Here is a 25062-nt window from a genome sequence, read left to right as displayed (position 1 = left end):
CTAGAGATAGCGCGCCATGATTTCGTCAATCACGCCGTCGTTGCGCAACTGGTCGAGCGCCGCCTGCAACTTCGCCACCTGGTCATCCGGCACCGCCTTGTTGAGGGCCAGGTAAAGCTGGGCGCTATTGAAACGCAAAACAGTCTTGAGCCCGCTGATACCGACCTGACGGGCCAGATAGCGCCCGGCCGGGTCGCCGGTGGCCCACAGGTCGATCTGGCCATCCAGCAGCTTTTGCGCGTTGTCCTGGTCGCGCAGCACGACGACCGGGTTGAGTCCCTGCTTCTCCAGGGTCTCGGCGATGGCATCGCCCTTGTAGGCGCCGATCTTGTAGCGGCGCGCATGTTCGAGGTCGTCCAGTTGGATCTTGCTGTCAGCCTTGGCCAGCAGCACCCAATCGTCCGGACCGATGGGGCCGACCCATTTGAACAGCGCTTCACGGTCCGGCAGGCGCGCCATCACGAACACACCGTAGCCTGGTTTCTCCAGGGCGAGCTTATAGATGCGCTCCCAGGGAAAACGCAGGGTGAGGTTGTAGGAGATGCCCGCCCGCTTGAAGGTTTCGCGCACGATGTCCACGGCGATGCCTTCAATGTTCTCGTCCTTGGCGAAGTTCTTGCCGTTTTTAGCCATGTTGTAGGGCGGGAAATTTTCCGTCAGCAACACCAGGGAGGCGTCGGACGGTTCTTCGGCGTGGGCCGGAGCGGTCAACAGGAGGGACGTACTGGCGAGGGCGAGCAGCAGGTGCTTGAACATGAAAGTTACCGGAATCCATGGCAAGCGCAGAGAGTGCCTCTGGCCTGCCATGCTGTCCAGCAGCGTTTAGCGCACGACGATACCGCGCGCCGCCATGTAGGCCTTGGCCTCGGGAACGGTGTATTCGCCAAAGTGGAAAATACTCGCTGCCAGCACCGCACTGGCGTGGCCTTCGATCACGCCGTCAGCCAGGTGCTGCAGGTTGCCGACGCCGCCCGAGGCGATCACCGGGATGCCCAGCGCATCGCTGATGGCACGGGTCACGCCCAGGTCGAAGCCGTTTTTCATGCCGTCCTGGTCCATGCTGGTCAGCAGGATTTCACCGGCACCCAGGCCTTCCATCTTCATCGCCCACTCCACCGCGTCCAGGCCGGTCGGCTTGCGGCCGCCATGGGTGAAGATCTCCCAGCGCGGGGTTTCGCCCGGGCCGGAGACTTTCTTCGCGTCGATGGCGACCACGATGCACTGCGAACCGAAGTGCTGCGCGGCTTCGCCGACGAACTCAGGGTTGAACACGGCTGCGGTGTTGATCGAGACCTTGTCCGCGCCGGCATTGAGCAGGTTGCGGATGTCCTGCACGGTACGCACGCCACCGCCCACGGTCAGCGGGATGAACACCTGGCTGGCCATGCGCTCGACGGTATGCAACGTGGTGTCGCGGCCGTCGACGCTGGCGGTAATGTCGAGAAAGGTAATTTCGTCGGCACCTTGCTCATCGTAGCGACGGGCAATTTCCACCGGATCGCCGGCGTCACGGATGTTCTCGAACTTGACGCCCTTGACCACGCGACCGTTGTCGACGTCCAGGCAAGGGATGATGCGTTTGGCCAGCGCCATGGTCAATCCTCAGCCGTTGTAGGCATCGCAGTAAGCCTGGGCTTCGGCGACGTCCAGGGTACCTTCGTAGATCGCCCGGCCGGTGATGGCGCCGATGATGCCGGGTGCCTTGGCATCCAGCAGCGACTTGATGTCACCCAGGTTGTGGATGCCGCCGGAAGCGATCACCGGGATCTTCGTCGCGGCAGCCAGCGCAGCAGTGAACGGCACGTTGCAGCCCTGCATCATGCCGTCTTTGGCGATGTCGGTATAAACGATGGCGGAGACGCCGTCGGCTTCGAACTGTTTGGCCAGGTCGATCACTTGCACGGTGCTGATTTCAGCCCAGCCGTCGGTGGCAACATAACCGTCCTTCGCGTCCAGGCCCACGATCACTTTGCCCGGGAACGCGCGGCAGGCTTCGGCGACGAACGCCGGATCTTTCACCGCCTTGGTGCCGATGATCACGTAGCTCACGCCGGCCTTGACGTAGTGCTCGATGGTTTCCAGGGAGCGGATACCGCCACCGATCTGGATCGGCAGGTTCGGGTAACGCTTGGCAATGGCGGTGACCACTTCACCGTTCACTGGCTGGCCTTCGAAGGCGCCGTTCAAGTCCACCAGATGCAGACGACGGCAGCCCCCTTCCACCCATTTGGCGGCCATGCTCACCGGGTCATCGGAGAATACGGTGGAGTCTTCCATGCGGCCTTGGCGCAGACGTACGCAGGCACCGTCCTTGAGATCGATAGCGGGGATAATCAGCATCTGGCAAACCTTATTCGATATTCAGCAATGCTTGGGAAATCAGGGTTTCTCAAGCGACCACAGGTCGCTTTCGATGCTTTCGAACCTTTCTTTAAGGAGCGTCTGCGCGTCGAAAATCGCCCTGTTGTAATAGTGCGGAGCCACTTCGGTGGTGAACAGTTCGAGGATCTCGGCGACCTCGAACGACCCCAGCTTGAGCTCGAAGCGATCTTCCATGAAACGCTTGATCTTGAGGGTAGCCTCACTCTCCTGTTCAGGCGTGAGGTTCAAGACCGGCTGCTTCGGCTTCCGGGCCATTTACCAGCGCCCGTCCCAGGCGGCGAAGTTCTGCAGCAATTGCAGGCCATGGGTATGGCTCTTCTCCGGGTGGAACTGCACGGCAAACCGCGAGCCTTCGGCCAGCGCAGCGGCGAAGTCGACGCCGTAGTGCCCGCCACCCACCACCTGGCCCGGTTTGCCGGCGGCGATGTAATAGCTGTGCACGAAGTAGAAGCGCGCCAGGTCCGGAATGTCGTGCCACAGCGGGTGATCCACGGTCTGGCTGACCTGGTTCCAGCCCATGTGCGGGACTTTCAGGTGGGCGCCGTCTTCATGCAGGTCCTTGCCGAAGAACTTCACTTGCCCAGGGAACAGGCCGATGCAATCGACGCCGTCGTTCTCTTCACTGCGGTCGAGCAAGGCTTGCATGCCCACGCAGATGCCGAGGAACGGGCGGTCCTGGCTGACTTCGCGCACCAGGCTGTCAAAGCCCAGGCGGCGGATCTCGGCCATGCAGTCGCGAATCGCGCCGACGCCGGGAAACACCACCCGGTCGGCTTCGCGAATCACGTTGGCCTCGCTGGTGATCAGCACCTTGCCGGCCCCTACGTGCTCGAGGGCCTTGGCCACCGAGTGCAGGTTACCCATGCCGTAATCGATAACCGCGACCGTCTGCATTACAGGACGCCCTTGGTCGAAGGCATTTGCCCGGCCATGCGCTCATCCAGCTCCACCGCCATGCGCAGGGCGCGGCCGAAAGCCTTGAACACGGTTTCGATCTGGTGGTGGGTGTTGGTGCCGCGCAGGTTGTCGATGTGCAGGCTGACAAGCGCGTGGTTGACGAACCCCTGGAAGAATTCCTGGAACAGGTCGACGTCGAAGCCGCCCACGGTGGCGCGGGTGTAGGGCACGTGCATCTGCAGGCCTGGACGGCCGGAGAAGTCGATGACCACACGCGACAGCGCTTCGTCCAGCGGGACATAGGCATGGCCGTAGCGACGGATGCCTTTCTTGTCGCCGATGGCCTTGGCAAATGCCTGGCCCAACGTGATGCCAACGTCTTCCACCGTGTGGTGGTCGTCGATATGCAGGTCGCCCTTGCTGACGATATCCAGGTCGATCAGCCCGTGACGGGCGATCTGGTCCAGCATGTGCTCAAGAAAAGGTACACCGATATCAAATCGGGCCTTTCCGGTGCCATCCAGGTTGATCGAGGCTTTGATCTGGGTTTCCAGAGTGTCGCGCTCGACGGACGCCTTACGTTCGGCCATCACCAGCTCCGCAAAATCATTGGGCGAAAAAGGCAGCCATTATAGGGGCGCGGGCGCCAAACAGAAACATCGGAGGGGATAAGACTGATGGAGTGTCGGGGATAGACATGTGCATACATGTGAGAACCAGCTTTTGTGGAGCTGGCTTGCCTGCGATGCAGGCACCTCGGCGTTTCAGTTGCACCGAGGTGATGCCATCGCGGGCAAGCCCGGCTCCCACAGGAACCGCGCCCACAAAATTTTTGCGGTGTTAGTGGAACAGGACTGCGGTCTTCTGCAGGGTCACCCACACACCCCACGCCAACGGAATACCCACTACCAGCCAGGCGGCAATCGCCAACGGCACGGTACCTGGGGCTGCTTTCCACTCCAGGGAGGTGGTCGCATCCGCGCCTTTGTCATGGCCCAGCGCCTGTTCGGCGGCCAGTTCGGCGTCGGTCATGAAGTACTTGTCCGCCACCGGGCGCACCAGCAGGTTGCAGATGAAGCCCAGCACCAGCAGGCCAGCGAGGATGTACAAGGTGATGTCATAGGCCGCAGCGCGTTCAACGCCGATGCTCAGTTGATACTCGCGCAGGTAGTTCACCAACACCGGGCCCAACACGCCAGCCGCCGCCCAGGCGGTCAACAGGCGACCGTGGATCGCGCCGACCATTTGCGTACCGAACAGGTCGGCCAGGTAGGCCGGGACGGTCGCAAAACCACCGCCGTACATCGACAGGATGATGCAGAACGCCGCCACGAACAGCGCCACGTTGCCCAGGTGCCCCAGGTTCGGGATCAGCGCGTACAGGGCAAAGCCCAGGGCGAAGAATACAAAGTAGGTGTTTTTACGGCCCAGGTAGTCGGAGAACGACGCCCAGAAGAACCGGCCACCGATGTTGAACAGGCTCAACAGGCCAGTGAAGCCCGCCGCAATGGCGGCGATGGAGGCCAGTTGCCCGGCGTCCAGTTGGCCGAACGGCACATCCAGGCCCAGCAACTTGCCGCCGAACACTTCCTGCAGCAGGGGCGAAGCCATGCCGAGGATGCCGATACCGGCGGAGACGTTCAGGCACAGCACCAGCCATACCAGGCGGAATTGCGGGGTTTTCCACGCCACGTTCACGTGCACGTGACGGTGGGTGATCATGGCGTTGCTGGCTTTTTTCGCCGGTGCGGTCCAGCCCTCAGGCTTCCAGCCGGTCGGCGGAACGCGGTAGGACAAGGCGCCACCGATCATGAACACGAAGTAGATCGCGGCCATCACCAGGAAGCTCTGCCACACACCCACGCTGGTAGGCGTGGCGAAGTGGCCCATCAATGCCGCTGCCAACGGAGCACCGACCATCGCGCCACCGCCGAAGCCCATGATCGCCATGCCGGTGGCCATGCCACGCTTGTCCGGGAACCACTTGATCAGGGTCGACACGGGCGAGATATAGCCCAGGCCCAGGCCGATACCGCCAATGACCCCGGAGCCGATCCACATCAGCCAGATCTGGTGGGTATAGATCCCCAACGCCGAAATCAACAGGCCGCCACACCAGCACAGCGCCGAAACAACGCCCGCCTTGCGTGGCCCGGCATGTTCCAGCCAGCCGCCCCAGATCGCTGCCGAGCAGCCCAGGAAGATGAAGAACAGGGTGTAGATCCAGCCCAGCATGGAGATGGGCCAGTCGCATTGGGACGAAAAAACTTGAGCGATAAAGCTCATGTCCGGCGCGCAGGCGACCGGTTTGGTGATACCCAGCGCTTTGGACAGTGGCAGCCAGAACACCGAGAAGCCGTAGGCCATGCCGATGCACAGGTGGATGGCCAAGGCGGCCGGCGGAACCAGCCAGCGGTTGAAGCCGGGCTTGGCGATAATGCGTTCCTTGGACAGGAACGCAGGCTGCGCGGCAGATGAAGCTGCCGCAGTGCTAGTGCTCATTGGTGTTTCCCCCAGTTGTTAGTATGTGTCCGTCAGGCGCTCTCTCCCTCGGCCTTGCACGCAAAGCGTGGCCGTTTTGTTGAGTGAAGCTCCGTTTTAGGCGCGACGTTAAGTCGCAGAAGGCGGACGAACATGCAGAGATTAGCATCTGTGGATGACAGAAAAACCAAACTGCCATCACCTTTTTCAGGAAATCTGCTTTGTTTGACGTCAAAAACCCGTTTCCCGGCCCCTGGATACAATGTAACGATCGGGGCACTGACGCAGGCCGTCGGGCGTTATACTCTGCGGCTAAATTTTGAAATCGACATACAAGGACTCGCCCATGAAAGCGTTCGGCAAAATCCTGGGTCTGGTACTTCTCGGGCTGTTGCTGATCATTGTGGCCCTGGGCTTTGCCCTGACCCACCTCTTCGATCCCAACGACTATAAAGACGAGATCCGCCAGATTGCCCGCGACAAGGCCCACATCGAGCTGACGCTCAATGGCGATATCGGCTGGAGCCTGTTCCCCTGGCTCGGGTTGGAACTGCACGAAGCCAGCGTGGCGACCCTGACCAACCCAACCAAACCGTTCGCCGACTTGCAGATGCTCGGCCTGTCGGTACGGGTTTTACCGCTGCTGCGTCGTGAAGTGCAGATGAGCGATGTGCGTGTCGAAGGCCTCAACCTGCGCCTGAACCGCGACAAACAAGGCCACGGCGATTGGGAAGACATCGGCAAGAACGCCAATGAGCCGAGCGCTAGCGCACCCGCTGCCGTGGAACAGGCCGCCGAGCCCGAGCCGGAGAAACCCTCGAAACCTATCCGGCTGGACATCGACAGCCTGACCATTAACAACGCCCGCATCGAATACAACGACGAGCAGACCGGCAAGCAGTTCAGCGCCGAAAGCATCCAGCTGAGCGCCGGCGCTGTGCACGAAGGTGCCAGTATCCCGGTGAAACTCACTGCCTTCTTCGGCACCAACCAGCCGGTGATGCGCGTCAAGACCGAGCTCAATGGCAACCTGCGCATCCAGCGCGCCCTCAAGCGTTATGAGCTGGAAGACATGAAGATCACCGGCGAAGCCACGGGCGAGCCGCTGCAAGGCAAGACCGTGACCTTCTCCACCCAGGGCCAATTGCTGGTGGACCAGGCGGCCAATATCGCCGAATGGACCAACCTGAAACTCTCGGCCAACCAGTTGCGCGCCCTGGGCGAGCTGAAGGTCAACGACCTGGACAAGATCCCGCAGCTTAGCGGCGCACTGTCCATTGCCCAGTTCGACCTGGCCAAGTTCCTCGACAGCGTCGGCCACCCCCTGCCACCGATGGCCGAGGGCAGCCTGGGCAAGGTCGAACTGGTCAGCCGCCTCAAGGGCACCCCGACCAGCCTGGCGCTGGAAGACCTGAACCTGAAACTCGACGGCAGCACCTTCACCGGCCGTCTGGCGGTGGACGATTTCGCCAAGCAGTCCCTGCGTGTGCAGCTCAAGGGCGATACGTTCAACGCCGACAACTACTTGCCGGCCAAGTCCGAGTCCGCCAAGGGCGCCAGCGCCGCACGCCAGGCCGAGGTGCAGAACAGCGAAGCCGGCGCCATGGCCGCCGGCGGCACCACACCACTGCCCGACGCGCCGACCAAAGGCGCCTGGAGCACCGACAAGCTGCTGCCATTGACGCGCCTGCGCACGCTGGACGTGGACGCCGACCTCGCCTTCGGCCAACTGACCCTGAGCAAATTGCCGATCCAGAATGCGGCGCTCAAGGCGTCCGGCGTCGATGGCCAACTCAAGCTCGACACCTTGAGCGGCGGCCTCTACAACGGCTCCTTCCAGGCCAACGGCAGCCTCGATGTGCGTCAGGACATTCCGGTGCTGGCGCTGCAAAGCCGGATCAAGCAGGTGCCGGTCGAACGCATCCTGCAAGCCCAAGGGCAGAACCCGCCGGTGAAGGGCCAGATCACCCTGGACAGCAACCTCACAGGCCGCGGCAACAGCCAGAAAGCCCTGATCGACAGCCTCAACGGCACCGCCAGCTTTGTGATCAACAACGGCGTGCTGCTCAACGCCAACCTTGAGCAACAACTGTGCACCGGCATTGCCCTGCTCAACCGCAAGACCCTGAGCAGCACGCCGCCAGGCAAGGACACGCCGTTCCAGGAGCTGAAAGGCAACCTGACCTTCCGCAACGGTGTGGCCAGCAACCCGGACCTCAAAGTGCGCATCCCGGGCCTGACCGTCAACGGTAACGGTGATGTGGACTTGCGCGTGCTGGGCATGGACTACCGCGTCGGCATCATTGTCGAGGGTGACCAGCGTGAAACGCCGGACCCTGCCTGCCAGGTCGGCTCCAACTTCCAGGGCATCGAAGTGCCGCTGCGCTGCCGTGGCCCGCTGGAACTGGGTGCCAAGGCCTGCCGCCTGGACAAGGACGGCTTGACCCAGGTCGCTATCAAGGCGGCCGGCAACAAGCTCAGCGACAAGCTGGAAGAGAAACTCGACAAGGTAAACCCGCAGCTTAAAGACGCGTTGAAGGGCCTGTTCAAGCGATGAGAAACGAGCAGTTTTCAGAGGCCGTGCTCAATTGGTACGACCGCCACGGTCGCCATGACCTGCCCTGGCAACAGGGCATCACGCCCTACCGGGTGTGGGTCTCGGAGATCATGCTACAACAGACCCAAGTGAGCACGGTGCTCAATTACTTCGACCGGTTCATGGCTTCATTGCCAACGGTGGAGGCCCTGGCCGCCGCGCCGGAAGATGAAGTGCTGCACCTTTGGACCGGCCTGGGTTACTACACCCGGGCGCGCAACCTGCAAAAGACCGCGAAGATTGTCGTGGCCGAGTACGGCGGCGAGTTCCCCCGCGATGTCGAAAAGCTCACCGAGCTGCCTGGTATTGGCCTGTCCACCGCCGGCGCGATTGCCAGCCTGAGCATGGGCCTGCGTGCGCCGATCCTCGACGGCAACGTCAAACGCGTGCTGGCGCGTTTTACCGCGCAGGAGGGCTACCCCGGCGAGCCCAAGGTGGCCAAGCAGCTGTGGGCCACCGCAGAGCGCTTCACGCCCCAGACCCGCGTCAACGCCTACACCCAGGCGATGATGGACATGGGCGCCACCCTCTGCACCCGCAGCAAACCCAGCTGCCTGCTGTGCCCGCTGGAAAAAGGCTGCGAAGCCCACATGCTCGGCCTGGAGACGCGCTACCCGATCCCCAAGCCGCGCAAGACCATCCCGCAGAAGCGCACGCTGATGCCGATGCTGGCGAATGCCGAGGGCGCGATCCTGCTTTACCGTCGCCCTTCCACCGGCTTGTGGGGCGGCCTGTGGAGTTTGCCGGAGCTGGATGACCTGCAAGACCTGGAACACCTGGCCCACCAGCACGCGCTGGAACTGGGCAACCAACAGGAACTGCCGGGATTGATCCACACCTTCAGCCACTTCCAGCTCGCCATCGAACCCTGGTTGATCCAGGTCGAGGAAACCGCCCATCACGTGGCCGAGGCCGACTGGCTCTGGTATAACCTCGCCACCCCGCCGCGCCTGGGCCTTGCCGCCCCGGTGAAAAAACTGCTGAAGCGCGCGGCCGACGTATTGAATGCAGGAGTGTCGTCATGACCCGCACCATCATGTGCCGCAAGTACAAAGAAGAATTGCCCGGCCTGGAACGCCCTCCGTATCCGGGCGCCAAGGGCCAGGACATTTTCGAACATGTCTCCGCCAAAGCCTGGGGCGATTGGTTGAAACACCAGACCCTGCTGATCAACGAAAAACGCCTGAACATGATGAACGCCGAAGATCGTAAATACCTGGCGGGCGAGATGGACAAGTTCTTTTCCGGCGAGGAATACGCCAAGGCCGACGGCTACGTGCCGCCTGCTCAATAATTGATCAAAAACCGGGGTCAGCACGTAAGCGACGGTAATAATTAAATATTTTTCGAAAACTTGCTTGACGACCCCCTGAAAAACCCGTTTAATGCGCCCCGTTGCCCAGATAGCTCAGTCGGTAGAGCAGGGGATTGAAAATCCCCGTGTCGGCGGTTCGATTCCGTCTCTGGGCACCAAATACCGAAACCCCTGATTCCGCAAGGTCTCAGGGGTTTTCTCGTTTCAGGGCTTAAAAATTGCGCCCCTACGTCGTACCAGCGGGTGCGATCCCCCCCAAAATCCTGTAGACGCTTTTCCGGCAATCACCGCCTGGGAATCGATTCGTACTGCCCGCTCAACGGCATCAGGGCCGATACAGCGGGAACGCCTCTATCAGCGGCACTATTTCCCGGCCGGCCTCTATCGCGCTTTCCGAGGGATTGCTCGACCTTGGGATATTCCTGGCAAAGTGAAAGATGATGGTCTGCCCGGTGGTGCCGTCCCTGTAATACTTGAAATAACTGATTTCCGAGAATTGCCCGTCTTTACGCAATGACGTGGGATAAAACATCATCGAATAATCGATTCCGGTTTTATTGTCGGTCAGCAGGATCGCCGGCATGTTCGGATTTTCTTGCTGGTGGAGCTGGATGGCGCGCTTGCCGAGGTCGAGGGGCTTGAAGCGGTTCATCTCGCGAGGGACGACGGTAAAGTCCACCATTTCATTCCAGGCATCGATGCTTTCCTCTGCGGGGAAATACTCCCACAAACCCGGCTTCTGGAATTTCAAGACGAACGTCTTGCCGCCGAACACCACCGTTTTGGTGTCGGCAATTGAAGGGCTGGACATGTCAGAGGTCAGCGGCGTGGTGCAGCCGCAGAGCAGCAGAAGGAAGGCGGATAACACGAGCAATGTGGCTTTCATTTCAATCCTTGAAAATGTGCGTCAGTGAATTTTGCGCAGGCAACAGTAGCCCAACGCATCACTGAATACTTCCTTTATCGGGAACCGCATTCACTTGGAGAAGGCCTGGCTCGCTCCGCCCATCACACGCCCCCCCCAGACCAGGAAGTCCGTGCTGATTCACTCCAGCAAAAACACCATCAGCGGGTTGTCGTTCAACCGCCCTTCGAAGCTTGGCGCCAGATGCTCCACAGGCGTTCCCTGCAACAGCGCGGTTTCCTTGCGCGCCACGATCACCCAGGCCGGGCGGGGCAAGTTGCCCAGCCGCTCAAGCTCATTGCTGCGGATAAATACGGGCTGCTCATCGTGATCCAGGTTCATCATGTAGCGCACCGCCCAGGTGTCCCGGCCGAGATTAATGAACACCAGCGGCCCCGGCTGCGTGGCACGCAGCGCCTCCACTTGGCCGACAAACTTGCGGGTATCGAACTGCATATCCTTGGACGGCTCTACCACAGTGACCAACAACACCCACTGCGCCATCAACGCGATCAGGCTGAGCCACACCAACCGCCCTACCCGATGCCAGGCGATCAGCGCCGCCACTTGCAGCACCACCAGCCCGCCAATCAGCAGCGGCAGTGAAACGTCCGGCCAGTAACCATGCTTCTGCCAGCCATGCCGACACACAAAGATCGCAACCACACACAACGCCGGTAGCGCGACGACAAGCCCTTCGTAGCAGCGGCGCACACCCGCAAGCCAGCCTTGCGCCTGGAGCAGCCCATAGGCCGCGACAGCCGCGAACATCGGCACCATGGGCAGGATGTAATAAGCGCGCTTGAAGTGCGGTATCGACAGCCCGAGCAAGATCATCAAGCCGCAGGCACCCAGCCGCGCGACCAATTGCATGTCGCCCTCAAACCGCTCGGGCCAGCGATGACGCAGGGCAATCATCGTGGCCAGCGCCAACGGCACTACCGGGAAGTAGCGGTACAGACTCAGCTGGAAATAGAAGTAGAACGGCTCGCCGGTTTCATCCAGGCGTCCGCCGACTTGCATCTTGAATACTTCATCGGCAAACGCATCGCCCCCGCTGATACGCGCCAACTTCACCAGCAGCCACCAACACACTGCCAGCAGCACCAGGCCGACAACGCCGTGAATCAGCACCTGTTTCACGCCCTCGCCAGGCTTGCCCAGCGCCCAATACACACACACCACACCACAGACCTCGATCAACCCCAATGGCCCGCGTATCGCAAAACCCAGGACAAACAGCGGGAACACCGCAATCCGCCTCCAGCGTCCGCCGCTGTGCAGCAGGTAGAAACTACCTACACAGAGCAACGCCACCATCTGGTCCAGGCAGACCGAGCGGGACTTTTCGAGCAGTTGGGTGGTGAGCAAGGTCAGCAGCACCGTGAGCAGCGCCCAAGGCCGGCTTGCAGGCACCAACAAGCGGTAGACCACCGCAACTACGCCAGCAGAAGCCAGGGCGGTCGGCAGGATATTTGCCAGATGGTTGGGCGCACCGAACAGTCGGGCAAACACGTAGCTGAAGAAGGTCGCGGTGCCGGGGTAATCCGCGTAGGGCTGGCCATAGGTGGTCGGGAAAAAACTCGCGCCATGGCGAAACATCTCTTGCAGGAACAACGCCCAGCGCCCGTCAAACCCTTGGGGCTGCTGATCCCAGATGCCCAAGGTGAACAACAACAGAGCGAAGAGGAAAATCCCTGAGGATTCCAGGCGAAAACGGTTGCGGTGATCCATCGGTTGACCTGTCAGGTAAGGGGCGCCGACTTATGGTGCCGACCGCCCTGCTGAATAGCGCCTGAACAGACTGCAAGATTCCTGCGTCTACCGACCTGCGGGCCACACCCACTTCGGGATCAACCTTACGTAAATCAACTCCCCCACCAGTTCGACCAGGGTTTGCAGGATCACCGCCGTCGCCGCCAACCCGCGCACCTCTTCGGGAAGGGCCAGTGCCAAGGGCAGCACCACCAATGAATTGCGCGTTGACGCGCTGAATGTCACCGCCCGCGCCGTTGCAGCAGGGAGTGCAAACAGCCGCGACGCCAGCGCCCCCATCAACGGGGCCAGCAACAGGAAGCCGATATACACCGGAATCACCGGCAACAGCAGGTTGATATCCCGCACCACTGAAGTGATTTGAGAACCGATCACCACAAACAACACCAGCGCCATCGCGGGTACGGGCAACCATGCCCAGGCGCTGCTCCACGCGTTGAAGACAGATGACCGCCGCGCCAGGAAAGTCGTGAGCACTGCCAGAATCATCGGCAGCACAATCAACAACAGGAATGCCTCGACGAATGGCCCCGCCGCCACCACGACCTCAGACTGCGGCCCCAGCATCAACCCCAGGTATAACGGCAGCAGCGCCAACTGCAGCAGCAACAGCACCGGCGTCGCCGCCAGCATCAGCCGCGAATCGCCCTTGCCGATATGGGTAAACACCACCACGTAGTCGATGCAGGGCGTCAGCAACACCAGCAACGCGCCGACCAGCAACGCCGGGCGCCCCAGCAGGCTTTGGGTCAAGGCCCACACCAGCAAGGGCACCAGGATGAAGTTGGCCAGCAGCAAGGCGGACAGGAAGCGCTTGTTACCCAAGCCTTGGCGCAGGTCGAGAAACGGTATTTGCAGGAACATCGCGTACATCAGCACGGCGATGGCGGGGGTGACCAGTGCGCTGAGTTCGTGGGTGAATGAGAGTGGAAGCAGACCGAAAACGACGGCCAGCAACACAGTGACGAGGTAGATCGGAATCTGGTTGTGTTCGAGGGTATCGCGGGTCATAAGGTGGTTCTTGTCGAATCGAAAGAGCGCAAGGTTATGTATATACCGGCTCCAGGTCGAGCGACGTAAGCAGGCGATCCAATCCGTCATTTGATAAACCACCAAATGACAGCGCAAGTACTGGCAAACTGACCAACTGTTACTAAAAAAACAAGAACCGATCAGGGTCGAGAAACCAATGAATTTGAACGACGCCTCTTTACAATTGCGTCCGGCCCCGCCCGCACGCGATCACAGCGCCCCCTTCAAGGAACCCGCCGCCGACGGCCATATCCTGGGCGGCTTCACCTGGCGCCATATCAGGACCGACCCCGCACGCCCGGTGGTGATCATCAACGCCGCCACCTCCGTACGCTGCCGCCACTACGCTCGCTTCGCCGACTACCTGTTCGCCAACGGCCTAGATGTCATCACCTACGACTACCGTGGCATCGGCGAATCCCGCAACGGCTCGCTGCGCCACTTCCAGGCCTCGTGGTCGGATTGGGGCGTGCTGGATTTCGAGGCGATGCTCAAACGGGCGCAACGAGAATTCCCGGGCCAGCCGATTGACGTAGTCGGCCACAGCTTTGGCGGTTGCGCGGCTGGGCTAGGGGAGTCGGGCGCGGTTATTCGTCGGATCGTCACGGTAGGCGCGCAGTTCGCCTACTGGCGCGATTACGCGCCGAGCGGACGCTGGCGCATGTTTGCCAAGTGGCATGTGGTAATGCCGCTGCTGACGGCACTGTGCGGATACTTCCCCGGCAAGCGCCTGGGCTGGCTGGAAGATACGCCAGCCGGCGTAGTGCGCGACTGGAGCACGCCGACTCCCCGATATGAAACACGCCCCAGCGGCCGAGCGCTGGGCGACCTGCCCTTCAGCCGTGTGAAGGCGCAGATACTGGCGATCAGCATCACGGATGACCCCTTCGGCACCGTGGCGGCCATTGAGCGGTTACTGGGTTATTTTGACGGCAGCGAACGTACGCATCTGCGCATAGCGCCGGAAGACATCGGCGAAAACCAGGTCGGGCATTTCGCTTTTTTCCGCAGCGAATATCAGGACCGGTTGTGGCCGATTGCATTGGCGTGGCTTCAAAACGGTCAATTGGCCGCGGATACCCTTGGGATTTCCCCCAACCTGCGCTTCAATACTCCACCCTGACTCAGAACCCTAGGACGCCAACCCCATGGCCTCGCCGAACAAGCAGCAAAAACGCGCCCACCGGGCAAAGGCCAAGGCCAAGCAGAACCGCACCCAGCGCGCCGTCGCAGTCAAACCGGATGCATTTGCCGGCGATGACAGCCGCATCGACTTGGAGTCGGTGGATTTAACGGAGATGTTCATCGAGATGCGCACTGCAGGCGAAACCAGCCAGCAGGCTTTGTGCGCGGCATTCCTGGCGCACCCGCTGTTGGCGCTGGTGCTGGAGCAGGAAGGTGAAGAGCAAGCCACCGATTTCATCCTCGCAGCGCTGATCGAGTATCGACAGTGGGCGACGGATACCGATGATGAGGCGGCTGCACTGGCATGGATCGAGTCACCGGCGTTTCAGGCGGATTACGTCGCGGCGTCCCAGGCGCTGATCAACCCAGAAGCCTGACGCGAAAACAAAGTGGGAGGGGGCAAGCCCCCTCCCACATTGGGTCAGTTAAGTACCGCTGCACCCACCCGCTGTGCCTTGCGACGACTCGCCACAATCAGCCCCGCCGCCACTACCAGCAAGCTCAGCACGCCGGTCGCGATGATCTCGACCCGGTGCGCTTCCTGGAACAGCATGATGGTCAACGTCCCCACGATGAACACCATCACCGCATAGGTCAGGCCAGGGAACAGCCACATCTTGAAGACGATCTTTTCGCCCGCCGCCGTGCGTTTCTGGCGCATGCGCAGCTGCGACACTGCGATCACCAGGTACACCAGCAGCGCGATGGCGCCGGAGCTGGCCAGCAGGAACTCGAACACCGCCGCCGGGGCTACGTAGTTGGCGAATACCGCCAGGAACGCCGCGCCGGTGGACAGCAACACCGCCCAGTAAGGCGTGCCGCTCTTGTTGGTACGCTTGGCCACAGCCGGTGCATCGCCGCGACGGCCCAGTGAGAACAGCATGCGCGAAGCGGTGTAGAGCGCCGAGTTCAAGCAACTGGTTACGGCAACCAGCACCACCAGGTCGACGATCAGCTTGGCGTTCGGGATACCCATGCGCTCCAGCACGGTCTGGTAGGAACCTACGGCCGCCAGGGTCGGATCGTTCCAAGGCACCAGAGACACCACGATGAAAATCGACAGCAGGTAGAACAAACCGATCCGCCAGATCACCGAGTTGGTGGCCTTGGTGATTTGCTGGCCTGGGTTCTTCGATTCAGCGGCGGCGATGGTGACGATCTCGGTGCCCATGAAGGAAAACATGGTGGTCAAGATCGCAGCCAACACAGCGCCCATGCCGTTGGGCATAAAGCCTTGGGTGTCGAACAAGTGCGAAACGCCGCTGACCTGGCTGGTCGGCAGGAAACCGAAGATCGCCGCCAAGCCGAGGATCACGAAGCCCACGATCGCCACGACCTTGATCAACGCGAACCAGAACTCGAACTCGCCGTAGTTCTTCACGCTGAACAGGTTGGTCGCCGTCAGCAGCAAGGTGATGATCAGGGTAAAGGCCCAGATGGCCACATCCGGGAACCAGGCATGCAGGATGGTCGCGGCGGCGTTGGCTTCCAAAGGAATCACCAAGACCCAGAACCACCAGTACAACCAGCCGATGGTAAAGCCGGCCCAATGGCCAATCGCACGGTCGGCATAAGTGGAGAACGAACCGGTGTCCGGCGACGCCACGGCCATTTCGGCCAGCATGCGCATCACCAATACCACCAGCGTGCCCGCCGCGGCATACGCCAGCAGTACGGCCGGGCCGGCGGCAGCAATCGCGTGGCCGGAGCCGACAAACAGACCGGCACCGATGACGCCGGCAATCGACAGCATGGTGACGTGACGCGGTTTGAGCCCCTGTTCGAGGTCATTGGAGCTTTGCGTACTACTCATTGACACACCTTTGCGAGGAATTGCGAAAACGGTCCACCCGGCCCGGGATCTTTCTCGTGAAAAGAAACCAACAGGGCGTTCTTTATTTTTTACGCAAGATTTGCGCCAAAATGTTACAGAGCCGCGATTGACGCGGGCTGTAGGACGATTCAACAACCATCGCAAGTCATTGAGAACAATGGCATTCCGCTATAGCGTTACCGTGCGACCCACATTGAAGACGAATAAACGCACCATAAACACACACAAAAAGTACGTGACGCCCCACAAAAGGGCTGATATGCACCGTTTGCCCGGTTAACCCTTCCAACACCCGGCCAAAGCTGGCACCATCGCGCCCTTTTTTACGCAAAGCCTGCGGTTTTCCGGGTTCAAACGGTTGTTCGGTTGTTGATGGCGCGACACGCTGCTGTGCCGATGCGACACCCCGCCGCACACCACCGGTTTACCGCCGGCCGCGCTGTTGGCTGCCATCAGGACGCTATGCTAGCTTGGCGCCTCGCCAGGAAGGCGGCCCAACAGCAGGATTGCAACGAACACAATGAGGACCCCACATGGCCGAGGCCACGCCCGCGCTTGAAATCCGCAACTTGCATAAACGCTATGGTGAGCTGGAGGTACTCAAAGGTATCTCGCTGACCGCTCGCGACGGCGATGTGATCTCGATCCTGGGTTCCTCCGGTTCCGGCAAGTCCACCTTCCTGCGCTGCATCAACCTGCTGGAAAACCCACACCAGGGCCAGATCCTGGTAGCCGGCGAAGAACTCAAGCTCAAGGCCGCGAAAAACGGCGAACTGATGGCCGCCGACGGCAAGCAGATCAACCGCCTGCGCAGCGAAATCGGTTTTGTGTTTCAAAACTTTAACCTGTGGCCGCACATGAGCATCCTCGACAACATCATCGAGGCCCCGCGCCGCGTGCTCGGCCAAAGCAAGGCCGAAGCCATCGAAGTCGCCGAAGCCCTGCTGGACAAGGTCGGTATCGCCGACAAGCGCCACGCCTACCCCGCGCAATTGTCCGGTGGCCAGCAACAACGGGCGGCCATCGCGCGCACCCTGGCGATGCAGCCTAAAGTCATCCTGTTCGACGAGCCCACTTCCGCGCTTGACCCGGAAATGGTTCAGGAAGTACTTAATGTGATCCGCGCGCTGGCCGAAGAAGGTCGCACCATGCTGCTGGTCACCCATGAAATGGGCTTCGCCCGCCAGGTGTCCAGTGAGGTGGTGTTCCTGCACCAGGGCCTGGTCGAAGAGCAAGGATCGCCACAGCAGGTGTTTGAAAACCCGCTTTCGGCGCGCTGCAAACAATTCATGTCCAGCAACCGCTAACGGAGCAACATGCATGCAGAACTATAAAAAATTTCTTCTGGCCGCGGCCGTCTCGATGGCGTTCAGCGCCACGGCCATGGCAGAAACCTTGAAAATGGGGATCGAAGCCGCCTACCCGCCGTTCAACAACAAAGACGCGAGCGGCAACGTGGTCGGCTTCGACAAAGACATCGGCGACGCCCTGTGCGCCAAGATGAAAGTCGAGAAATGCGAAGTGTATGTGTCCGACTGGGACGGCATCATCCCGGCCCTGAACGCCAAGAAGTTCGACTTCCTGGTGTCCTCGCTGTCGATCACCGACGAGCGCAAGCAAGCCGTCGACTTCACCGACCCGTACTACTCCAACAAGCTGCAATTCATCGCGCCTAAAGCCACCGCCGACTTCAAGACCGACGCGGCTTACCTGAAAGGCAAGGTCATCGGTGCACAACGCGCGACGCTGGCCGGCACCTACCTGGAAGACAAGCTGCCGGATACCGAAGCCAAGCTGTACGACACCCAGGAAAACGCCTACCTCGACCTGACCTCCGGTCGCCTGGACGGCATCCTCGCCGACAAGTACGTGCAGTACGAATGGCTCAAGAGCAAAGACGGTTCGGCCTACGAGTTCAAGGGCGACCCGGTGGTAGAAAGCGACAAGATCGGTATCGCCGTGCGCAAGGGCGACCCACTGCGCGAGCGCCTGAACAAAGCCCTGGCAGAGATCAAGGCAGACGGCACCTACAAGAAGATCAACGACAAGTACTTCCCGTTCAGCATCGAATGATCTGAACGGTATGCCCGGCGCGCTCAGTTGAGCGCGTCGGCTTTTTGCAATGCCTGCCGCGATATGAAAACACCATGAATTTCGATCTCTACGGATTCGGCCCGGCGCTTGCCGCTGGCGCGCTGATGACCGTCAAACTGGCGCTCACGGCCCTGTGCCTGGGGCTGGTGCTCGGCCTTGCCGGGGCCTTGGCCAAGACTTCGCCGTACAAGCCGCTGCAATGGGTGGGCGGTGCGTATTCGACCATCGTGCGTGGCATTCCCGAATTGCTGTGGGTGCTGCTGATTTACTTCGGCACGGTCAACCTGATGCGTGCCCTCGGTGAGTTCTTCGGCAACCCCGACCTTTCCCTCAGCGCCTTTGCCGCCGGGGTGATCGCCCTGGGCCTGTGCTTTGGCGCCTACGCAACGGAAGTGTTCCGTGGCGCGATCCTCGCCATTCCCAAGGGCCACCGTGAAGCCGGTGTCGCCTTGGGGATGTCGAAGTTGCGGATCTTCACCCGGCTGATCATGCCGCAGATGTGGCGCATCGCCCTGCCGGGCCTGGGCAACCTGTTCATGATCCTGATGAAGGACACCGCCCTCGTATCGGTGATCGGCCTGGAAGAAATCATGCGCCATGCGCAGATCGGCGTGACCGTCACCAAGCAGCCCTTCACCTTCTTCATGGTCGCCGCCTTCATGTACCTGGGCCTCACCGTGCTGGCCATGACCGGCATGCACTTCCTGGAAAAACGCGCCGCCCGCGGCTTTGCAAGGAGCACCCAATGAGCGGCGACTACAGCTGGCTGGCGCATTTCGACCTGGGCCTGAACTGGGCCGTGATCATCAAGTGGCTGCCCAAGCTGGCCCAGGGCGCCATCCTGACCCTGGAGCTGGTCGCCATTGCAGTGATCGCCGGCCTGTTGCTGGCGATCCCGCTGGGTATCGCCCGGTCTTCACGCCGCTGGTACGTCAGCGCCCTGCCCTATGCCTATATTTTCTTCTTCCGTGGCACGCCGCTGCTGGTGCAGTTGTTCCTGGTCTACTACGGCCTGGCGCAGTTCGATGCAGTGCGCGAGAGCTTCATGTGGCCCTACCTGCGCGATCCGTTCTGGTGCGCCACCGCCACCATGACCTTGCACACCGCCGCCTATATCGCCGAGATCCTGCGCGGCGCGATCCAGGCCATCCCGCCCGGCGAGATCGAAGCCGCACGTGCGCTGGGTATGTCCAAGCCGAAGACGCTGTTCTACATCATCCTGCCGCGTGCCTCGCGCATCGGCCTGCCGGCGTACAGCAACGAAGTGATCCTGATGCTCAAGGCCAGCGCCCTGGCCAGTACCGTCACCCTGCTGGAACTGACCGGCATGGCACGGACCATCATTGCCCGTACCTACTTGCCGGTAGAGATCTTCTTCGCTGCGGGCCTGTTCTACCTGTTGATGGCCTACGTGCTGGTACGCGCCTTCAAACTGCTGGAACGCTGGCTGCGCGTCGATGCCTGCCAAGGACGTTGAGGCACGCTTCCAGGCGCTGGATGCGTTCCTGTTCGAGCACCAAGGGCTGTGGAAACCACGGCCCTTTACTCATCTGTACTTGCCTTGGGAAACCCAGCACCCCGAACTCGCACAGTGGCTGCGACAGCGCTCGTTGGACGATGCCGAAACCTGTCACAACCACCCCCATGACCTGCCGGCACCGGCACCGTTTGCGCAGCTCGCCGCGCAAGCTCGCGCGATCAGTGCTGTGGATAAGTTACCGACGCAGCCCCTGGCTCCCGCTCGCCATCGCCTGAATGTCGATGTTCCAGGTCGCAAGTGGGAGCAAATTGAAGCCTTCGGCAGTGCGCTGCTGTTTGCGCAAGCCACCACCCACTGGCTGGACTGGTGTTCAGGCAAGGGCCACCTGGGCCGCCGGCTGGTGCACGCCGATCAAGCCCTGACCTGCCTGGAATACGACCCCGCACTGATCGCGGCGGGCCAGGCCTTGAGCGATCACCACGGCCTGCCCGCCACCCATCGCCTGCAAGACGTGATGGCCGATGTGGCGATCCGCGCCGAACACACCCCCGTCGCCCTGCACGCCTGTGGCGACCTGCATGTGCGCCTGCTGCAACTGGCCAGCGCGGTCGGCTGCAAGCAGCTGGCGCTGGCGCCGTGCTGCTACAACCGCATCAATGCCGACACTTACCAGCCATTGTCCAAACGAGGCCGTGCTTCGACCCTGCAACTGTCCCTCGATGACCTCGGCCTGCCGTTGAGCGAAACCGTCACCGCCGGCAAACGCGTGCGCTTGCAACGCGATACGTCCATGGCACGGCGCCTGGGCTTCGACCAACTGCAACGCGAACTGCGCAACCTCGACGAGTACCTGCCCACACCGTCCCTGCCCGCCAGTTGGCTGGACAAGCCCTTCGCCGACTACTGCCGGGAGCTGGCGAACCTCAAAGGGTTATCCACAGGTGAACCGGATTGGGCGGCGCTGGAGGCCCACGGCTGGCGCCGCCTGGCTGAGGTGAGAAACCTGGAGTTGGTGCGTGGTCTGTTTCGGCGCCCGCTGGAGGTGTGGCTGGTGCTGGATCGGGCATTGTTTCTCAGCGAGAACGGCTACAAGGTCGACGTAGGCACCTTCTGCGATCCCGCACTGACACCGCGCAACTTGATGGTGCTTGCCGAGCGCGATTAGAGGGCAAAATTGTCGCAGTGCAGCCTGTGGATAACTCTGTTGATGGATTCTTTACGGAGCCTGTAGGCATCTGCGCTACAGGCCAAAAGCCAGGCTGGTCATTTTTTGTTCACAAAATAAAACGCACGCAAAACAGGCAGTTGCAGCGTGATGAGAACGGCTCCACAAAATGGCGGTTGGGTGACAGGTGCATCCAACCAATTGTGCATAAGCATCTGGCGTCAAGCGTATAAAAGCGCGCTTTACCGTTGTTTTCTGCGCGCTATCAACAGCCGGCAAATCTCATTGATATCGTCCCCGGCCAAGGTCAATGCCTGGCTGTCCAAGGGGTCGGTACCAAACGCCAACGCCTCGCTGATCGCCAGGTCGCGGTGCACTTCCAGTGGTTCTTTAGCGCCCAGGCGCTGCTTGAAAGCCTCGACCATGTCCAGGCTGAAGGCATTGTCTTCATCCAGTTGGTTGATCACAAAATGCACGTGTGGTGCACGCTCGCGCTCAAGGTGTGGCGCCAACAGCACGTCGAGTTGGTCCAGGGTGCCCAGGGATGCAGCATCTGCCTGGGCGATCACCAACACCACATCGGCCACGCTCAGGGCTTGATGGAAATAGACGTTATTACCGGCGGGGGTGTCGATGATCACGGTATGACGGGCGCTCAGGTCCAAGGCGGACAGGCGTTGCGCCAGCCAATCCGGCTCATGCTTGAGCCAGCGTTGCAGGTCGTCTTGCTGACGCAGGTCGGTGTCGCCAAAGGTGATCACGCGACTGCCGACAAAGCCGGGCTGCTGGAGAGCGTCCCAGTGCGCATTGCGCAGGCTGCTCGGGCCGATACCCGGCGAACCCGGACTGACGCCGAAGTGCATGCGCAGCGCGTTCTGCGGGTCCAGGTCGACGGCGACCACTGATTCACCCAGGCGCTGCAGGCCGCTGCTCAACGCGGTGGCCAGGGTACTGCGCCCCACTCCACCATTGACCGACACCAATGCCACCACGCACGCACGCCGCACAGCCTTATCCACCGGCTGGGACTGTGCATTCGCACTGGGGGTTTGCGCGGGAAACGGCGTGCCGTCATCCACCGGGATGCTGCCAAAAAAATGCAGCCGCGCATTCAACCCCTGAACGTCACGGCTGACATCTTTTCCAAGCAACACAAGCAGACCATCAGTAAAGCTCATAGCGAATTCCTCATCACGGCGAAGCCCAAAGACGTGAAAAGGTCAGCTGATACGACTGCTTACCGCAGGTCTTTTTGTGGTCGCCCTAGTGCAAGCAGTCTGCTTCAGGCGCGCAAAAGTGTCATTATTTTGATGAGAAAGCTGTACATTTTTTAGACAAACGGCAAATCGTCAAATTACTGACCAAGCGCGATCGTATCGTAGGGTGTTTGCAGATCCCGCTCCGGTATCTCCCAAATCAACAGCTTGGGCGGTGTTTGCTTGAAGGCCGGGCTTTCGAAATAGGCCTTGGCCGCCCCCGAGAACTCGCCCCCGTCCTTGCTGAAATTGCCGACCGGCGCATTCAGGGCTTTTTGCAGGAAGCCGACAAAGTTGGAATTGCGCGAAAACGAGGTGCCGATCAACGCCACATTGGGCAGGCCGGCGTCGCCAAACAGGTCGTCGGCGTTGCTGGTTGCGCCGCCGGTTTCATGGGCGGTGCTGGCCGCGACCGACTCCCCTGGCGGCTGCAACTTGGGCGGCAACCAATCCAGACCGGCCAGGCGCACCAAGTCACCCGGGCGTACGGCGAGGGGCGCCTGGGTGATATGGAAGGTCTGCTCCGGCGTTGCCTGGATGCCGCGCTGCCGGATGCGCTGCGCGAGCGCCTGGGCGCCAGCGTTGGAACCGATTTCGCTCCAGTGGGTGTCGGTGCGCAAGTAGGCATTGGCGCCCAGGGGCTTCAAGGTGTCGGTCAGGTCCAGCGCGGAAACGCCGGCAGCTTGCAGCCGTTTGGTCCAGTCCTGAATGCGGCCGTCGAGCACCGCCGGGCGGTACAGGCCACAACGTTCGGCAGCGGCGATGCGGCTCTTGTCCGGCACCACCACCACTTGCAGGTCGATGCCTTTTTGACCCAGTTGTTTTTGCAGGTCGATCACCGCCTGGGCCTTGGTCTGGGCATTGGCCTCGGCATGCCGGTTGATGCGCAGTTCATCGCTGATAAACAGCCAGCCCGGGCAACCCTGACGTACCCGTGGCCCGGTATCACCGAACGCCAGCCAGCTGCCGCCGCGCTCCAGGTTGGCGGCCTGGATCGCCATCGGCGCCTTGGCCAGTTCCTTGGCGAAACGGTGGGTCAGGTCGCCGTGCAGCAGCATGTCGCTGTCGACCTTGGCCGGCACAAAGCTGATCGGGCCCTTCACCATCAACCAGGCGCAGGACAGCAGCCCCGCCGCCAAGAAGGGCACCAGCACCCAGGCCGCCAGGGGGCTGGTGCGGACGGCCAGTTCACTCGGAGGCGTGGGCGCAGTAGGAGCAGGCATGGTCGGGCGTCCTTAAAACTGAAAGTACAGAAACGGTACGGCGTCGCGGCTGGCGATCAGCGCGAACGACAACACAAACCCGGCCACCGGCCACAGCGAAGCCGCCAGCACAAACCACGGCTGGGTGCCGAAGCGCTGTTCGCAACGCACCTGCCAGATCGGCGCGATGATGCACACCAGGCCCAGCAACGCCGCCATGCCATGGGCCGGGCGCATGGCCACGGCCATCGCGTCACCCAAGGCCATGCCGTGCAGGCCGAACTGGCCGGCGTACATGGTCAGTGCCGAATGGAAGTCCGGCGCACGGAACAAGGTCCAGGCCAGGCACACAAACAGCAAGGTCAGGATGTGCGACAACACCGGCGGGATGCTCGGCAGGCTCGAACGCGACCACGCACGGTCGACGCACAACGCCACGCCGTGAGCCGAACCCCACAGCAGGTAGTTCCAACTGTCGCCGCCGTGCCACAGGCCGGCGATCGCCATGGTCAGGAACAGGTTGCGATAGGTGCGCCACACGCCATCGCGGTTACCACCCAGGGCGATGTACAGGTAGTCGCGCAACCAGCTGGACAACGACAAATGCCAGCGCCGCCAGAAATCCTGGATGCTGCTGGCCAGGTACGGCCGGTTGAAGTTCTCCGGGAAGTGGAAGCCCAGCATCAGGCCCAGGCCGATGGCCATGGCGCTGTAGCCGGCGAAGTCGAAGAACAGTTGCAGCGAATACGCCAGGCAACCGATCCAGGCGTCCACCAGGCTGGGGTTTTCCAGGTGGAAGGCGATGTCCACCAGCGGCGACAAGGTGTCGGCCACCAGCACTTTCATGCCCATGCCGATCATGAAGCGCCGCGCGCCGAGGGAGAAATTCGTCCAGTTGAAATAGCGCTGGTTCAGCTCGCGGCGAACCCAGTCGTAACGGATGATCGGGCCGGCAATCGAGTGGCCGAACATCGAGATATAGGTGGCGTAGTTGATGAAGCTGCGCTCCACCGGCACCGTATGCCGGTGCACATCCACCAGGTAGGAAATCGCCTGCAACACGATGAACGACAAGCCGGCCGGCAAGGCCACGCGCTGCCAGTCCAGCGGCATCGCACCGTACCAGGTGATCACCTCGCTCACCGTGCCGGCGACGATGTTGGCGTACTTGTACCAACACAGCACCGCCGTGTTGAACACGATCAACGCGATCAACAGGCGCACGCGGCCTTTGCCGTCCTCACGGGAGCGGTCCACCAGCAAGCCGCCGACCCATGCCACCACGGTCAACACCATGTGCAGGAACAGGAACAGCGGGCTCAACCAGCCGTAGAACAACCAGCTGCCGATCAACAGGATGACGTTGCGCCAGCTCGGACGAGCCAGCGCGTAGATCAACAGGAAGGCCGGCAGGAACAGCGTGAGGAATTCGAGTGAGGCAAAGACCATGGTGGTGTCGGGCC

24 protein-coding genes and 1 tRNA gene are annotated in these 25062 nt (G+C 61.3%); 11 read left to right on the top strand and 14 right to left on the bottom strand.

Annotated elements, in window-relative coordinates; genetic code table 11:
* The 7 genes from M2497_RS02550 to M2497_RS02520 form a co-directional block, all read right to left on the bottom strand.
* Positions 1-756, bottom strand: coding sequence for an ABC transporter substrate-binding protein (locus M2497_RS02550; protein ID WP_248485722.1), 756 nt, complete (start codon positions 754-756; stop codon positions 1-3).
* Positions 757-822: 66 nt separating this feature from the next.
* Entirely contained in the window at positions 823-1593 is a 771-nt protein-coding gene (hisF, locus tag M2497_RS02545) for an imidazole glycerol phosphate synthase subunit HisF (protein WP_003171107.1), read from the bottom strand.
* A 9-nt stretch (positions 1594-1602) separates the two neighbouring features.
* Positions 1603-2340: a 1-(5-phosphoribosyl)-5-[(5-phosphoribosylamino)methylideneamino]imidazole-4-carboxamide isomerase gene (gene hisA / locus M2497_RS02540; protein ID WP_248485721.1), complete on the bottom strand. Its 738-nt coding sequence runs from the start codon at positions 2338-2340 to the stop codon at positions 1603-1605.
* 39 nt (positions 2341-2379) lie between these two features.
* Positions 2380-2637 carry a DUF2164 domain-containing protein gene (locus M2497_RS02535; protein WP_071492426.1) on the bottom strand — a complete coding sequence of 86 codons (258 nt, stop codon included), beginning with the start codon at positions 2635-2637 and terminating at the stop codon, positions 2380-2382.
* Entirely contained in the window at positions 2638-3276 is a 639-nt protein-coding gene (gene hisH, locus M2497_RS02530) for an imidazole glycerol phosphate synthase subunit HisH (protein ID WP_248485720.1), read from the bottom strand.
* A complete protein-coding gene (gene hisB / locus M2497_RS02525; protein ID WP_017849940.1) occupies positions 3276-3869 on the bottom strand; it encodes an imidazoleglycerol-phosphate dehydratase HisB in 594 nt (197 codons plus the stop codon). Before hisB ends, hisH begins: the two co-directional genes overlap by 1 nt.
* 250 nt (positions 3870-4119) lie before the next feature.
* Positions 4120-5781 carry an OFA family MFS transporter gene (locus tag M2497_RS02520; protein WP_248485719.1) on the bottom strand — a complete coding sequence of 554 codons (1662 nt, stop codon included), beginning with the start codon at positions 5779-5781 and terminating at the stop codon, positions 4120-4122.
* 325 nt (positions 5782-6106) lie between these two features.
* Here M2497_RS02520 and M2497_RS02515 point away from each other — a divergent pair, with 325 nt between their 5' ends.
* From M2497_RS02515 to M2497_RS02500, 4 genes are all read left to right on the top strand, one after another.
* Positions 6107-8317 (top strand): AsmA family protein, encoded by a 2211-nt coding sequence (locus M2497_RS02515; RefSeq protein ID WP_248485718.1) that lies wholly within the window; start codon positions 6107-6109, stop codon positions 8315-8317.
* Positions 8314-9381: an A/G-specific adenine glycosylase gene (gene mutY / locus M2497_RS02510; protein ID WP_248485717.1), complete on the top strand. Its 1068-nt coding sequence runs from the start codon at positions 8314-8316 to the stop codon at positions 9379-9381. Before M2497_RS02515 ends, mutY begins: the two co-directional genes overlap by 4 nt.
* Positions 9378-9650 (top strand): oxidative damage protection protein, encoded by a 273-nt coding sequence (locus M2497_RS02505; protein ID WP_028615361.1) that lies wholly within the window; start codon positions 9378-9380, stop codon positions 9648-9650. Before mutY ends, M2497_RS02505 begins: the two co-directional genes overlap by 4 nt.
* Positions 9651-9753: 103 nt before the next feature.
* Positions 9754-9829 (top strand) — tRNA-Phe (locus tag M2497_RS02500).
* A 167-nt stretch (positions 9830-9996) separates the two neighbouring features.
* On the opposite strand, the gene M2497_RS02495 is transcribed toward M2497_RS02500, so the two are convergent.
* The 3 genes from M2497_RS02495 to M2497_RS02485 form a co-directional block, all read right to left on the bottom strand.
* Positions 9997-10557 carry a hypothetical protein gene (locus M2497_RS02495; RefSeq protein ID WP_248485716.1) on the bottom strand — a complete coding sequence of 187 codons (561 nt, stop codon included), beginning with the start codon at positions 10555-10557 and terminating at the stop codon, positions 9997-9999.
* A 159-nt stretch (positions 10558-10716) separates the two neighbouring features.
* On the bottom strand, positions 10717-12309 hold the full coding sequence (locus M2497_RS02490) for a hypothetical protein (protein ID WP_248485715.1): 1593 nt from the start codon (positions 12307-12309) through the stop codon (positions 10717-10719).
* 87 nt (positions 12310-12396) lie between these two features.
* Entirely contained in the window at positions 12397-13362 is a 966-nt protein-coding gene (locus tag M2497_RS02485; RefSeq protein WP_248485714.1) for an arsenic resistance protein, read from the bottom strand.
* 178 nt (positions 13363-13540) lie between these two features.
* Here M2497_RS02485 and M2497_RS02480 point away from each other — a divergent pair, with 178 nt between their 5' ends.
* Both M2497_RS02480 and M2497_RS02475 read left to right on the top strand, forming a co-directional pair.
* A complete protein-coding gene (locus tag M2497_RS02480) occupies positions 13541-14506 on the top strand; it encodes an alpha/beta fold hydrolase (RefSeq protein WP_248485713.1) in 966 nt (321 codons plus the stop codon).
* Between the two features lie 25 nt (positions 14507-14531).
* Positions 14532-14945 carry a hypothetical protein gene (locus M2497_RS02475; protein WP_248485712.1) on the top strand — a complete coding sequence of 138 codons (414 nt, stop codon included), beginning with the start codon at positions 14532-14534 and terminating at the stop codon, positions 14943-14945.
* 44 nt (positions 14946-14989) lie between these two features.
* On the opposite strand, the gene gabP is transcribed toward M2497_RS02475, so the two are convergent.
* Positions 14990-16381, bottom strand: coding sequence for a GABA permease (gabP, locus tag M2497_RS02470; RefSeq protein ID WP_033896896.1), 1392 nt, complete (start codon positions 16379-16381; stop codon positions 14990-14992).
* A gap of 554 nt (positions 16382-16935) precedes the next feature.
* Between gabP and M2497_RS02465 the strand changes: the two genes are divergently transcribed.
* The 5 genes from M2497_RS02465 (at position 16936) to M2497_RS02445 (ending at position 21141) form a co-directional block, all read left to right on the top strand.
* The gene (locus tag M2497_RS02465) at positions 16936-17709 is read left to right on the top strand and encodes an ABC transporter ATP-binding protein (RefSeq protein WP_012721734.1); all 774 of its coding nucleotides are present in this window, start codon (positions 16936-16938) and stop codon (positions 17707-17709) included.
* 13 nt (positions 17710-17722) lie between these two features.
* Positions 17723-18475, top strand: coding sequence for an ABC transporter substrate-binding protein (locus tag M2497_RS02460; RefSeq protein WP_003187758.1), 753 nt, complete (start codon positions 17723-17725; stop codon positions 18473-18475).
* Between the two features lie 74 nt (positions 18476-18549).
* A complete protein-coding gene (locus M2497_RS02455) occupies positions 18550-19245 on the top strand; it encodes an ABC transporter permease (RefSeq protein WP_058426326.1) in 696 nt (231 codons plus the stop codon).
* A gap of 38 nt (positions 19246-19283) precedes the next feature.
* Positions 19284-19973 (top strand): ABC transporter permease, encoded by a 690-nt coding sequence (locus M2497_RS02450; RefSeq protein ID WP_071497232.1) that lies wholly within the window; start codon positions 19284-19286, stop codon positions 19971-19973.
* Positions 19954-21141 carry a methyltransferase gene (locus M2497_RS02445; protein ID WP_248485711.1) on the top strand — a complete coding sequence of 396 codons (1188 nt, stop codon included), beginning with the start codon at positions 19954-19956 and terminating at the stop codon, positions 21139-21141. The genes M2497_RS02450 and M2497_RS02445 overlap by 20 nt, the downstream gene beginning before the upstream one ends.
* Positions 21142-21383: 242 nt before the next feature.
* On the opposite strand, the gene bcsQ is transcribed toward M2497_RS02445, so the two are convergent.
* The 3 genes from bcsQ to M2497_RS02430 all read right to left on the bottom strand — a co-directional run bounded on the left by bcsQ (position 21384) and on the right by M2497_RS02430 (position 25048).
* Complete coding sequence (bcsQ, locus tag M2497_RS02440) at positions 21384-22319, bottom strand: cellulose biosynthesis protein BcsQ (RefSeq protein ID WP_248485710.1); 936 nt, start codon at positions 22317-22319, stop codon at positions 21384-21386.
* 176 nt (positions 22320-22495) lie between these two features.
* Positions 22496-23620: a cell division protein FtsQ gene (locus M2497_RS02435; RefSeq protein WP_248485709.1), complete on the bottom strand. Its 1125-nt coding sequence runs from the start codon at positions 23618-23620 to the stop codon at positions 22496-22498.
* 12 nt (positions 23621-23632) lie between these two features.
* Positions 23633-25048 (bottom strand): MBOAT family O-acyltransferase, encoded by a 1416-nt coding sequence (locus tag M2497_RS02430; RefSeq protein ID WP_058426322.1) that lies wholly within the window; start codon positions 25046-25048, stop codon positions 23633-23635.
* Positions 25049-25062 lie beyond the last annotated feature (14 nt).

Origin of the sequence: Pseudomonas sp. CYM-20-01, from assembly GCF_023169845.1 — a bacterium.
GTDB classification, from domain to species: Bacteria; Pseudomonadota; Gammaproteobacteria; order Pseudomonadales; family Pseudomonadaceae; genus Aquipseudomonas; species Aquipseudomonas azotoformans.
The sequence above is the reverse complement of the archived record's forward strand: the minus strand, read 5'-3'. Positions and strand labels throughout refer to the sequence as shown.